Source organism: Streptomyces sp. NRRL F-5123 (genome assembly GCF_000721495.1).
In the GTDB taxonomy this organism is placed as follows: Bacteria; Actinomycetota; Actinomycetes; order Streptomycetales; family Streptomycetaceae; genus Actinacidiphila.
The window spans coordinates 1-12,301 of the sequence record NZ_JOHY01000072.1; the positions used below are offsets into that span (position 1 = coordinate 1).

Genomic DNA, 12,301 nt, shown 5'->3' on the forward strand with positions numbered 1-12,301 from the left:
GGTCGTGGACCGAGTGCGCGGGGGGAGTGCGCCGTTGTGCCCGGTTCGGCGGCCTTTTGTCGAACGAACGGGGAGTCTGTTGACCATGCGCGCACCGCACGCGCTCGCCGCCACCTGCGTGGCTGTCTCTGCCGCGCTGCTGCTGTCGGCTTGCGGCGGCTCGAAGAAGGACGACGGCAAGATCAAGGATCCGGGCGCGGACGTCTCCACGTCGGCGCCCGCGCCGACGTCGTCGTCGGCTGCGCCGTCGCCGACCGCGGCGGGGGTGAAGCGGCCGACGATCACCCTTCCGTCCGACGCGAAGGACGTCTTCGAGGACGAGCACACGGGGGACCCCGTGAAGGACGCGGTCCTCGCCGACAACGCCGGTTACGTCCTTGCGATGGACGAGGGCGTCTTCAAGGGGACGACGACGGACAACCTCGGGTTCTACGCCACCGAGAAGGGCCTGGCGAACGCCATCAGCTACGTCCAGGGAGTTCACGACAAGGGCCTCGTGTGGACGGGCACGGTGCGGTTCTTCAACCGCAAGGTCACGCTGGAAGGCACCGGCGACGCGTCCGTCGTCTACTGCTCCGACGAGAGCAAGGCGTTCCCCAAGCACGTGAGCACCGGCAAGGTCGACAAGGGCGCCACGACGGCCCGCAGTTACGTCCTGTACAGCACCCACGCGAAGAAGAGCGCGGAGGGCGTCTGGCAGACGACCGACATCGTGTCCGAGCGGGGGTCGAAGCAGTGCCAGCCCTGACGCGGCGGCTGCCGCGGGCACTGCTCGTCGGGTCTGCTGCAGCTTTGATGACGGCCGTGCTCCAGGCCCCCGCGTACGCGGACCTGGACGACCTCGGCAACGCCGGCGGCGGCGAGAAGGGCGGGAACATCACCGCCACTGCCGGTGTGCAGTACAACTACGACCACAACGGGACGTCGTCGTCGGGCCACCCCGCCGGCGCCCTCAAGCCGGCCGGCAATTGGAAGCCCCCCGCGTGCTGGTACGAGCCGTACTACACCCCTGCCCAGCTGAAGGCTGAGCGGGAGGGTGTGTGGGCCCAGCCGTCCGTCGGCAACGAATGGGTCGTGGGGCAGAAGGACCATTACGAGAACGGCAAGCCCTACACCGACTTCAACCTGGACAAGACCGGCAAGGGCTACTGGTGGTACGGCTACGTGCCACACCCCGGTGCGCCCGGCTGGGACGAGTGCCAGGATCCGCCCTTCTGGGTCGACAAGGGCGACACCCCGCCCGCCGCCCACCGCAACGTGATCACGCCCGCGGTGCTCGCGGAACTTGCGTACAACGAGATCCGCATACCCACCGGCGACGCGTCGATCAACCCCGCAGGGAAGCAGGGCGTGAACATCCCCACCTGGGTGTGGATGAACCCCACCGTCTTCCACCCGGTGTCGGTCACCGCCTTCCTCCCGGACTACAACGTCTCGGCGACGACGACCGCGAAGCCCTCGAGCATCTCGATCGATCCCGGCACGTCCTACGCCCAGACGTACCCCGCGTCGGGGAAGTGCAAGGGGACGGGCAAGGCATGGACGGCAGGGGCGGGGAACGTGCCGCCGTGCGGGGTGGTGTACCTCAAGGACTCCGGCAGCGGGACGTACACGATGAACGTCACCGTGACGTGGAACATCAGCTGGGTCGGGACCGGGCACCCGGATCCCACGGCACTGCCCACGGGGACGTTCACGAGCCACCAGACCGTCAGGCCCATGAAGAACGCCGAACAGCGCAAGCAGGACATGGCCGCGGTGCAGACCGCAGCCGACAACGTCAGGACCGCCGTCAACGACGTCACCCCGTTCCTCGTGAACCCCTGCCGGGGCGGATGAGGGAACGGTCCGGTTCTGGGGGGCGTCCATCTCGTGTGGGGCCTGGTACTTGGATAGTCTCGGGCGCTGCACGAAACGGGGTCGTGGACCGAGTGCGCGGACCGAGTGCGCGGGGGGAGTGCGCCGTTGTGCCCGGTTCGGCGGCCTTTCGCCGAACGAACGGGGAGTCTGTTGACCATGCGCGCACCGCACGCGCTCGCCGCCACCTGCGTGGCCGTCTCTGCTGCGCTGCTGCTGTCGGCTTGCGGCGGCTCGAAGAAGGACGACGGCAAGATCAAGGACCCGGGCACGGACGTCTCCACGTCGGCGCCCGCGCCGACGACGACGTCGGCTGCGCCGTCGCCGACCGCGGCGGGGGTGAAGCGGCCGACGATCACTTTTCCGGCGGACGCGAAGGACGTCTTCGACGGCGGGACGACCGGCGACCCGGTCAAGGACGCCGTCCTCGCGGACAACCAGGGCTTCATCTCGTCCGTCGACGACGGATTCCTCCGCGGGTCCTCGTCGACCGACGCGCTGGGTTTCTACGCGATCGGCAAGGGGCTGACGAACTCGATCACGTACATTCAGGGCACCGTCACAAAGGGGTACGTCTGGTACGGGACCCTTCGTTACTTCGACCGCAAGGTGACGCTGCTCGACGACCACACGGCCTCGGTCGTCTACTGCTCCGACGAGAACGAGGCCCACCTCAAGGACCGCAGGACCGGAAAGGTCGACAAGAACTCCCTCAGCACGTCACCGCAGAACTACGTCCTCTACAACACGCATCTGACGAAGAGCGCCCAGGGCGTGTGGCAGACGGACAACATCATCAGCAACAGGGGGGCGAAGCAGTGCCAGCCCTGATACGCAGGCGACGGGTCCTGCTGGCGGTGTCCGCCGCGGCGACGGCTGCGGTGATGCTCGTCCCCGGCTACGCCTACGCCGGTATCGGAGACGCGGGCACGTCGGGATCCAGCGATCCCGGCACGTCCTACGCGCAGACGTACCCGGCGTCGGGGAAGTGCAAGGGGACGGGCAAGGCATGGACGGCGGGGGCGGGGAACGTGCCGCCGTGCGGGGTGGTGTTCCTCAAGGACTCCGGCAAGGGACGTACACGCTGAACGTCACCGTGACGTGGAACATCAGCTGGGTCGGGACCGGGCACCCGGATCCCACGGCACTGCCCACGGGGACGTTCACGAGCCACCAGACCGTCACGGGGCAATGGTGTCGGATGGTACGGAAGGCCCCAAGGGCTTCCGCACCACCTGCACACCGTCCGCGGTACCCCTCCCTACGTGAGGCACGGGTTCATGAAGAACGCCGAACAGTGCAAGCAGGACATGGCCGCGGTGCAGACCGCCGCCGACAACATCAGGACCGCCATCAACGACGTCACCCCGTTCCTCGTGAACACCTGGGTCGGCTCCGAGGCCGACGCCTGGGCCACGGACTTCCGCGGCCGTATGGCGCGGTTGACCGGGATCCTCGACGAATGCCCGGGGCAGGAGCGTTGGATGATCCTCAAGGCCACCAACGAGCAGGCGGATTCGGACGCCAAGTACCACGGCCACGCCTGACCGCACACCATCCAAACCGGGGGGACCCGTGAACGACTTCGCCGGTGTGGAACCGCACCGGGTGCGCCAACTCGCCGATCGGTTACAGGCCCTGGCCACCGCGCTGGCCAGGAACGGCCCCGTCATCAGCAAGCACTTCGGTACGTGGGGCCCGGCCCTCATCGACCTCGGTCCGCTCGCCGCGCAGACGACACAGGTCGCCCACGACGCCCATGACATGGGCCGGCGTGCCGACCAGGCGATGAACCTTCTGCACTCCGGCTCGCTGCCGGCGCTGTGCCGACCTGACGGCGACTTCTACGGCGTCCCCTGGGACGTCACCGCCATCGACGCCGCCAAGGAGGCGCGGCAGGAGGCCGCCGAGCTGAAGAAGGTGACCGCGCACCCCAGCGACCCCGCCTCCCGCGAGATCATCGACTCGGTCGGCCAGTCCCTCGCCGACCACCAGGACGACCCGGCGTACCTGCAGGCGTTCGCGGCCAACGGCGGCCTGGACCAGGCGGCCCGTGTCGCCCGCGTGCTCCACGAGCAGGACGGCACGCACGACGGCGTGGTGCTCGACAAGAAGTCGGAGGCGACGCTCGCCCAGTTCGGGCAGGGCGTCCAGGCGGCCACGACGATGGCCGCCCAGGGGAAGATCACCATGCCGCCGGGGTGGGAGAAGCAGCTCACCCAGCCCGCCGACGGCGACATGTGGTCGGTCGGCATGCTCTTCAAGTACGGCCCGCCCGGCGACAAGTGGGACGCCAAGGTCCTCTCGGACGTCAGCGGCGCGATGCTCGACTGGCGCCGGACGCACCCCATGCGCCCGGGCTACTCCGAGCCCGTGTATCCCTACTCGGCGGGCGGCTACGTCGACCCGCCCGACGCCTGGTACACGACGCTGGGCATCCACTGCGACTACGTGAATCACGGCGGCGACCACGCGGCCGACCTGAAGGGCATCCGGGCCAACGACCCGACCCTCGCCCTGCTCGACCGGCTCGGCGAGAACCCCGAGGCCTCCCGTGACCTGCTCGGCCAGGACACCGCCGAAGCGAGGCGGCACGCCGGGCAGTTGGTCGACCACACCTGGCAGACGCCCGGCCCGGTGACGTGGGACGACTCGGGGCCCGTGAACAAGGTCCTCATCATGGCCGCGACCGACCGCAGCGACGCCCACGCCGACCAGTCCGGCCAGGCCGCCGCCAATATCCTTCAGGCCGCCGCCCGGGAGAACGACCTCTTCACCCACCGCAACAGCGCCGAGAAGGCCAACTACCCCACCTACCCGCCGCAGACGGCCATCGCCCTGGCAGGCATCACGGGCACGTGGGCCGACGATCTCGGCAAGACCACCCAGCTGTCGGCCGGGGCTCACGGCTACGACGCGGAGTTCCACCATCTGGTGATGTACCGCGACGACGTGGTGGGCGTCATGCAGCTCTTCGCGCGCGACAACCCCGGCGCGGCGGCGATGTTCGACGCCACCACGCACCAGCAGGTCGCCGATGCCGCGGCGCAACCCCACCCGGACGCCGAGCTCACCGCGCTCGGCCACATGGTGGGGCTGTTCACCAAGGCGAAGAACGGCCTGAGCTACACCGAAGCGCAGCAACTCGACGAGAAGCACAAGACCAACCAGGCCATCCTCGACACCGTCGGCATCGTCTTCGAGGGCGGCTCGCCGCCTGCCGCCCTGACGGGGAAGAGCAAGACCGTCGTCACCAAAGGCCTCAAGTACTCGCAGACACTGGTGAAGTGGGGGCGAGGCGTCGGTGCGAAGCAGACGGACCCGTTCTCCACGGACAACGCCGCCAAGCAGGAGGCGCTCAACGAGAGGAACGCGAGGGACGTCACCTCCCCCTACGCCCCTGCGATGGCCCAGGGCCTCATCCGGGCAGGGGCAGTACCGCCTCCCCCCGCTGACGTCACGTGGTACAACCCGGGCACGATGACGGTGGCGCCGAGCGCCTACCAGGACAAAAATTTCTTCGCCTGGTGGGTCGTGCAGAACGATTCCCCCAGAGGCGACGGCCTGTCGACGGCGCAGGAGCAGAAAGTGTTCGACGAGGGGTACAACAAGGCGGAGGGCTCCTATGACGGCAAGTGAGCCGCGGTCCTTCGCCGCGAGGACGGCGGCCTTCCTCTGCGCGGTGACGCTCGTGCTGGCCGGGTGCTCGGGCGGCGGCGCCGGTCACCGTCCGGCGGGGTTGCCGGCACCGGTGCGGGGGGAGGCCGTGCCCTTCGACCTGGACGGGCTCGGCTACGAGGGCCTGTCCGCCGACTTCACTGCAGCCGTGGGGCTCGTGGCGTCCGACGCCGCCGGCAACGTGTACGTGGTCCCCGACGTGGACGAGCACTATCCACAGGTCGTGCGGATCACCCCGGGCGGGGTCGCTCAACCGTATCTGCGCCTGGACGGTGTGAAATTGGTCCTCCAGATGGCAGTCCTGCGGGACGGCACCATGGTGGTGGTGGACGACGACTACTCCGGCAGCGCACCGCAGTCCGGGCTGTACACCGTCCAACGCAACGGCTCCGTGTCGCCGCTCGCGTCCTCGCACTCTTTCAAGGATCCGAGCATCGTCGGTGAGTACCCGTCCGGGTCGCTCCTCGTCGGTGACGACTCGGGCCTGTGGTCCGTGCGGAGCGGTCAGGCGACGCGGCTGCCGGGGGCGGGGGGATCGTTCCGCCCCGGCAGGTGGAATGTCGTTGATCCGTCGGGCACCCTGTACGCGATCAGCGACACCCTGGGGACGATTCGGGTTCTGCCGGCGGGGAAGGCGCCTCACGGCCTGGCTGTGACGGGAAGCGTTCCGGGTGGTGCGCAGGCGCTCGCGAAGCTGCACGTGACGGAGGTGACTCCCGCGTCGGCCGGCGGCTTCTACGCGGTGGTGCGATCGGAGTCGTACGATTCCTACTCCGTCGTCCACGTCGCACCCGCCGGTGCCGCGGTGACCGTCCTGGCGCAGTTCCGCCTGTCCTCGAAGGGCTGCGCTCCCGGCAAGGCCTACCCTGCTCTCCACAACTCCTGCGAGCCCTCCCGGTTCCTGGCGGAGAGCGGCAGCCGGCTGCTCATGCTCGGGTCCTTCCTCCCGCGACGCCCCGGACTCGTCCTGGCCGCGGTCGGGCGGTGAACCCCTGCCGGGGCGGATGAGGGAACGGTCCGGTCCTGGGGGGCGTGCATCTCGTGTGGGGCCTGGTACTTGGATAGTCTCGGGCGTCACACGAAACGGGGTCGTGGACCGAGTGTGCGGGGGGAGTGCGCCGTTGTGCCCGGTTCGGCGGCCTTTCGCCGAACGAACGGGGAGTCTGTTGACCATGCGCGCACCGCACTCGCTCGCCGCTACCTGCGTGGCCGTCTCTGCCGCGCTGCTGCTGTCGGCTTGCGGCGGCTCGAAGAAGGACGACGGCAAGATCAAGGACCCGGGCGCGGACGTTTCCACGTCGGCGCCCGCGCCGACGTCGTCGTCGGCTGCGCCGTCGCCGACCGCGACGGGGGTGAAGCGGCCGACTATCACGTCCTTTCCGGCGGACGCGAAAGACGTGTTCGAGGACCAGCACACCGGGGACGCGACCAAGGACGCGGTCCTCGCGGACAACCAGCAGTGGGTCATGGCCCTGGATGACGGGATCTTCCAGGGTACGGCGGCGACGAAGGCGCTGAGCTTCTATACCGTGGGACCTGCCAACGACACGGTCACCCTCTACGTGAACGGCTACCTGTCGAAGAACTACACCTGGACCGGCACGGTCCGCTTCTTCGACCGGAAGGTCACGATCCTCGGGACCGGTCACGCCTCGGTGATCTACTGCTCCGACGAGAGCAAGGCGTTCCTCAAGAACCGGAAGACCGGGAAGGTCGACAACACCCCGACCACGTCGGACAGTTACGTCCTCTACAACACCGACCTGAAGAAGAACGCGCAGGGCGTCTGGCAGACGGACGGGATGCTGCAGGACCGCGGGGCGAAGCAGTGCCAGCCATGAGCCGATTCAAGTAGCAAGCGGTGGTCGCCGTTTCGGCGGCCCTGGTGGCCCTCGCGCCCGGACTCGCGTACGCGGGCGGACGGGGTGACGCCGACGGCGCCCTCTCGGACGACGGCAAGAACATCACCGCCACCGCGGGTGTTCAGTACGACGAGGCGGCGAACGGCTCCCCGTCGAACGGCAAGCCGGTAGGGACACCGAAGGCCGCCGGCAACTGGACGCCACCGCCGTGCTGGTACGAGCCGTACTACACGCCCGCCCAGCTCAAGGCGGAGTCGGAGACGGTGTGGTCGGAGCAGTCGCCGAGCTGGGAATGGATCTCGGGGCAGAAGGACAAGTACGCGGACGGCCATCCGTACACCAACTTCAACATGGACAAGACCGGCAAGGGCTACTGGTGGTCGGGATACGCGCCCGACTTCAGCGTGCCCGGCGCGAACGACTGCCAGGACGAACCCTTCTGGGTCGACAAGGGCGCCACCCCGCCCGCCGGCCACCGCAACGCGGTCACTCCCGAGGTGCTGGCCGAACTGGCCTACAAGAAGCTGCTCATACCGACCGGGGATCCGTCGATCGAGCCGAAGCTCACTCAGGCGGTGAACCTGCCGACGTGGGTGTGGCTCGACCCCAAGGATTTCTACAAAGTCTCCGTGACTGCGTACCTCCCGGACTACGGCATCTCCGCGACGACCACAGCGACGCCCATCGGCTTCCGGATCGAATCGGGCGGCCTGGACGCCGAGAAGTTCCCCGCGTCCGGCAACTGCCCCAATTTGGGCACGAAGTACCAACCGGGGGCCAATGGCAACCCGCCCTGCGGGGTGACCTACCTCGAGGACAGCAACGGGAACCAGGTCCCGCTGAAGGTCACGGTCAAGTGGCGGGTGAGCTGGACCGGCACCGGGCAGCCCACCCCCAAGGCCCTGCCCGCGGCGACCTTCCCCAGCACGGTGGACGTCACCGTCCGGGAGATCCAGACCGTCAACCGCTGACCGGGTGCGGGGCCCAGGCAGGGGCGCGGGGGGCAGACAGCCCCCCGCGCCCGGCCGTGCTTCAGCGGCCTTCGGGCGTGCCGCTCAGTCGACCTCGGCGACCGCCTGGGCGAACTGCGCCGCGTACAGCCGGGCGTACGCGCCCTGCGCGGCGAGCAGTTCGTCGTGGGTGCCCTGCTCCACGATGGCGCCGGACTCCATCACCAGGATGACGTCGGCGTCGCGGATCGTGGACAGCCGGTGGGCGATCACGAAGCTCGTACGGCCGTGGCTGAGCCGGGCCATCGCGCGCTGGATGAGCACCTCGGTGCGGGTGTCGACGGAGCTGGTGGCCTCGTCGAGGACCAGGATCACCGGGTCGGACAGGAAGGCCCGCGCGATGGTGATGAGCTGCTTCTCGCCCGCGCTGACGCCCGTGCCCTCGTCGTCGAGGACGGTGTCGTAGCCGTCCGGGAGGGTGCGGATGAAGCGGTCGGCGTGCGCCGCGCGCGCGGCCGCCTCGATGTCCTCGCGGGTCGCGTCCTCGTGGCCGTAGCCGATGTTCTCGGCGATCGTGCCGCCGAAGAGCCAGGTGTCCTGGAGGACCATGCCGATGGACGCGCGCAGCTCCTCGCGCGACATCGCGGCGACGTCCACGTCGTCCAGGGTGATCCGGCCGCCGGTGACCTCGTAGAACCGCATCAGCAGGTTGACCAGGGTGGTCTTGCCGGCGCCGGTGGGGCCGACGATCGCGACGGTCTGGCCGGGCCGGACGCTCACCGTCAGGTCGTCGATGAGCGGCTTGTCCGGGTCGTAGCGGAAGGAGACCTTCTCCAGCGCGACGCGGCCGGTCAGCTGGGCCGGGCGGGCGGGGACGGCCGGCTCCGGGGACTGCTCCTCGGCGTCCAGCAGCTCGAAGACCCGCTCGGCGGAGGCGACACCGGACTGGATCAGGTTGGCCATGCTCGCGACCTGCGTCAGCGGCTGGCTGAACTGCCGCGAGTACTGGATGAAGGCCTGCACGTCACCGATCGACAGCGCCCCGGACGCGACCCGCAGCCCGCCGACGACGGCGATCAGCACGTACTGCAGGTTGCCGATGAACATCATCAGCGGCTGGATCGTGCCGGACAGGAACTGCGCCTTGAAGCCGGCCTCGTACAGCGCCTCGTTCTCCTGCCGGAAGGTTTCGGCGGATTCCTGCTGGCGGCCGAAGACCTTCACCAGGCTGTGGCCGGTGTACATCTCCTCGATGTGCGCGTTGAGCTTGCCGGTCGTCTTCCACTGCTGGACGAACTGCGGCTGCGCGCGCTTGCCGACCCGCGTCGCGACCAGCATCGTCAGCGGCACGGTGGCGAGGGCGACCAGCGCCAGCAGCCAGGAGATCCAGAACATCATGGCCAGCACGCCGACGATGGTCAGGACCGAGTTGATCAGCTGGCCCATGGTCTGCTGCATGGTCTGGCCGATGTTGTCGATGTCGTTCGTGGCGCGGCTGAGGACCTCGCCGCGCGGCTGCTTGTCGAAGTACGACAGCGGCAGCCGGGAGATCTTCGCCTCGACGTCGCGGCGCAGCCGGAAGACCGTGCGGTTGATGACGGTCGTCGCCGTCCGCATCTGGACGACGCTGAACAGCGCGGCCAGCGCGTAGACCCCGAGGGCGAGCAGCAGGACGGAGCCGATCGCGCCGAAGTCCATGCCCTGGCCGGGGGTGAAGTCGATGCCGGAGAGCATGTCCGCGACGCCGCCCTTGCCGTGGGCGCGCAGATAGTCGAGGGCCTGCTCCTTCGAGCCGCCCTTGAGCCGGCGGCCGATGACACCGGCGAAGATCAGGTCGGTGGCGTGGCCGAGGATACGGGGGCCGGTCACGGTGAGGGCGACGCTGACGAGGCCGACCGCGAGGACGACGTAGAGCAGGGCGCGGTCGGCGCGCATGAGGCCGACCACGCGCTTGAAGGAGCCCTTGAAGTCCATGGAGCGCTCGATGGGGCCGCCGCTCATGAAGCGGGCGGGGCCGCCCATAGGGCGGGGGCCGCGCTGGGCGGTGGACATGACGCCCTTGCCGCCGGGGGCGCCCTTCCCGCCGGGCGCGTCCTTGCCGCCGGGCGCGGCTCCCGGGCCGCCGGGTGCGCCGTCGGAGCCTTCGCCCGGACCGCCCGGACCGCCCGGTCCGCCCGGACCGCCGGGCTTGCCCGGTGCGCCGTTGGGGCCGCCGCTCATGCCGCCGCCTCCTGCTCGGTCAGCTGGGACAACACGATCTCCCGGTAGGTCTCGTTCGTGGCCATCAGCTCGTCGTGGGTGCCGGTGCCGACGACCCGCCCCTCGTCGAGGACGACGATCCGGTCGGCGTCGCGGATCGTGGACACCCGCTGGGCCACGATCACCACCGTCGCGTCCGCGGTCTCCGCGCCGAGCGCCCGCCGCAGCGCCGCGTCCGTCGCGTAGTCCAGCGCGGAGAAGGAGTCGTCGAAGAGGTAGATCTCCGGGCGCCGCACCAGCGCCCGCGCGATCGCGAGCCGCTGCCGCTGCCCGCCGGAGACGTTGCTGCCGCCCTGCGCGATGTCCGCGTCGAGGCCGCCCTCCAGCCGCTCGACGAATTCCTTGGCCTGCGCCACCTCCAGCGCGTGCCACAGCTCCTCGTCCGTCGCGTCCGGCTTGCCGTAGCGCAGGTTGGAGGCGACCGTGCCGGAGAAGAGGTACGGCTTCTGCGGGACCAGGCCGACGGTCTCGGCGAGCAGCGCCGGATCCAGCTCCGCCACGTCCTCGCCGTCGATGAGCACCCGGCCGCCCGTCGCGTCGTACAGCCGGGGGATCAGGCCGAGCAGGGTGGACTTGCCGCTGCCCGTCGAGCCGATCACCGCCGTCGTCTCGCCGGGGCGGGCGATGAGGTCGATGCCGCGCAGCACCGCGGCCTCGGCGCCCGGGTAGGCGAAGTCGACGTCGAAGAGCTCCAGCTCGCCGCGCCGCCCCAGCGACGTGATCGGCGCCTTGGGCGGGACGACGCTGGACTGCGTGCCCAGCACCTCCTGGATGCGCTCGGCGCACACCTCGGCACGCGGCACCATCATGAACATGAAGGTGGCCATCATGACCGACATCAGGATCTGCATGAGATAGCTCAGGAAGGCCGTGAGCGCGCCGATCTGCATGCCGCCGCTGTCGATGCGGTGGGCGCCGAACCACAGCACGGCCACGCTCGACAGGTTCACGATCGCCATCACGGTCGGGAACATCAGCGCGAGCAGCCGCCCGGAGGCCAGCGAGACCGCCGTGACCTCCTCGTTCGCCTTCCCGAAGCGGCGCTGCTCGTAGTCGTCCTTCACGAAGGCGCGGATCACGCGGATGCCGGTGATCTGCTCGCGCAGCACCCGGTTCACGGTGTCGACGCGCTTCTGCATCGTCCGGAAGATCGGGCGCAGCTTGCGGATGATCAGGCTCACGGCGATGCCCAGCACCGGCACCACGGCCAGCAGCAGCGACGAGAGCGGCACGTCCTGGCCGAGCGCCATCACGATGCCGCCGACGCACATGATCGGCGCGGACACCATCATGGTGAACGACATCAGCACCAGCATCTGGACCTGCTGGACGTCGTTGGTGGTGCGGGTGATCAGCGAGGGGGCGCCGAACTGCCCGACCTCGCGCGCGGAGAAGCTCTGCACCTGGTCGAAGACCGCCGCGCGGATGTCCCGCCCGATCGCCATCGACGTCCGCGCGCCGTAGTACACCGCGCAGATCGCGCACAGCACCTGCACGACGGTCACGCCGAGCATGGTCGCGCCCATGCTCAGGATGTAGCCCGAATCACCCTTGACCACGCCGTTGTCGATGATGTCGGCGTTGAGGGTGGGCAGGAAGAGGGCGGCGAGGGTCGAGACGAACTGCAGGGTCACCAGCGCGCCGATGGGGCGCTTGTACGGTCCCAGGTGGGACCGCAGGAGTCGGATCAGCACA

At 69.4% G+C, this 12,301-nt stretch carries 11 protein-coding genes; 9 read left to right on the plus strand and 2 right to left on the minus strand.

The window, feature by feature from the left end:
- Positions 1 to 85: 85 nt before the first annotated feature.
- The 9 genes from IH54_RS0134950 to IH54_RS0134990 all read left to right on the plus strand — a co-directional run bounded on the left by IH54_RS0134950 (position 86) and on the right by IH54_RS0134990 (position 8,368).
- Positions 86 to 748: a hypothetical protein gene (locus tag IH54_RS0134950; RefSeq protein ID WP_031524857.1), complete on the plus strand. Its 663-nt coding sequence runs from the start codon at positions 86 to 88 to the stop codon at positions 746 to 748.
- Entirely contained in the window at positions 736 to 1,839 is a 1,104-nt protein-coding gene (locus IH54_RS0134955; protein ID WP_199923515.1) for a hypothetical protein, read from the plus strand. The genes IH54_RS0134950 and IH54_RS0134955 overlap by 13 nt, the downstream gene beginning before the upstream one ends.
- A 177-nt stretch (positions 1,840 to 2,016) precedes the next feature.
- The gene (locus tag IH54_RS0134960; RefSeq protein WP_031524862.1) at positions 2,017 to 2,688 is read left to right on the plus strand and encodes a hypothetical protein; all 672 of its coding nucleotides are present in this window, start codon (positions 2,017 to 2,019) and stop codon (positions 2,686 to 2,688) included.
- Entirely contained in the window at positions 2,676 to 2,945 is a 270-nt protein-coding gene (locus tag IH54_RS0134965) for a hypothetical protein (RefSeq protein WP_031524864.1), read from the plus strand. Before IH54_RS0134960 ends, IH54_RS0134965 begins: the two co-directional genes overlap by 13 nt.
- A gap of 192 nt (positions 2,946 to 3,137) precedes the next feature.
- On the plus strand, positions 3,138 to 3,404 hold the full coding sequence (locus IH54_RS0134970) for a hypothetical protein (protein WP_031524866.1): 267 nt from the start codon (positions 3,138 to 3,140) through the stop codon (positions 3,402 to 3,404).
- A gap of 28 nt (positions 3,405 to 3,432) precedes the next feature.
- Positions 3,433 to 5,496, plus strand: a complete 2,064-nt coding sequence (locus tag IH54_RS0134975) for a hypothetical protein (RefSeq protein ID WP_031524868.1) — start codon at positions 3,433 to 3,435, stop codon at positions 5,494 to 5,496.
- Complete coding sequence (locus IH54_RS0134980; RefSeq protein ID WP_031524870.1) at positions 5,483 to 6,523, plus strand: hypothetical protein; 1,041 nt, start codon at positions 5,483 to 5,485, stop codon at positions 6,521 to 6,523. Before IH54_RS0134975 ends, IH54_RS0134980 begins: the two co-directional genes overlap by 14 nt.
- Before the next feature lie 184 nt (positions 6,524 to 6,707).
- Entirely contained in the window at positions 6,708 to 7,376 is a 669-nt protein-coding gene (locus tag IH54_RS0134985) for a hypothetical protein (RefSeq protein WP_031524872.1), read from the plus strand.
- A 20-nt stretch (positions 7,377 to 7,396) separates the two neighbouring features.
- On the plus strand, positions 7,397 to 8,368 hold the full coding sequence (locus tag IH54_RS0134990; protein WP_031524874.1) for a hypothetical protein: 972 nt from the start codon (positions 7,397 to 7,399) through the stop codon (positions 8,366 to 8,368).
- 84 nt (positions 8,369 to 8,452) lie between these two features.
- Here IH54_RS0134990 and IH54_RS0134995 read toward each other — a convergent pair whose 3' ends face one another.
- Positions 8,453 to 10,369 carry an ABC transporter ATP-binding protein gene (locus tag IH54_RS0134995; protein ID WP_031524876.1) on the minus strand — a complete coding sequence of 639 codons (1,917 nt, stop codon included), beginning with the start codon at positions 10,367 to 10,369 and terminating at the stop codon, positions 8,453 to 8,455.
- A gap of 194 nt (positions 10,370 to 10,563) precedes the next feature.
- The gene (locus IH54_RS0135000) at positions 10,564 to 12,300 is read right to left on the minus strand and encodes an ABC transporter ATP-binding protein (RefSeq protein WP_031524878.1); all 1,737 of its coding nucleotides are present in this window, start codon (positions 12,298 to 12,300) and stop codon (positions 10,564 to 10,566) included.
- Between the last annotated feature and the right edge of the window lies 1 nt (position 12,301).

What these genes read in the sequence shown, in the direction of transcription:
- IH54_RS0134950 (WP_031524857.1), top strand. Translation starts at nt 86, where the DNA reads ATGCGCGCACCGCACGCGCTCGCCGCCACCTGCGTGGCTGTCTCTGCC.
- IH54_RS0134995 (WP_031524876.1), bottom strand. Translation starts at nt 10,369, where the DNA reads ATGGGCGGCCCCGCCCGCTTCATGAGCGGCGGCCCCATCGAGCGCTCC.
- IH54_RS0134985 (WP_031524872.1), top strand. Translation starts at nt 6,708, where the DNA reads ATGCGCGCACCGCACTCGCTCGCCGCTACCTGCGTGGCCGTCTCTGCC.
- IH54_RS0134980 (WP_031524870.1), top strand. Translation starts at nt 5,483, where the DNA reads ATGACGGCAAGTGAGCCGCGGTCCTTCGCCGCGAGGACGGCGGCCTTC.
- IH54_RS0134960 (WP_031524862.1), top strand. Translation starts at nt 2,017, where the DNA reads ATGCGCGCACCGCACGCGCTCGCCGCCACCTGCGTGGCCGTCTCTGCT.
- IH54_RS0134970 (WP_031524866.1), top strand. Translation starts at nt 3,138, where the DNA reads ATGAAGAACGCCGAACAGTGCAAGCAGGACATGGCCGCGGTGCAGACC.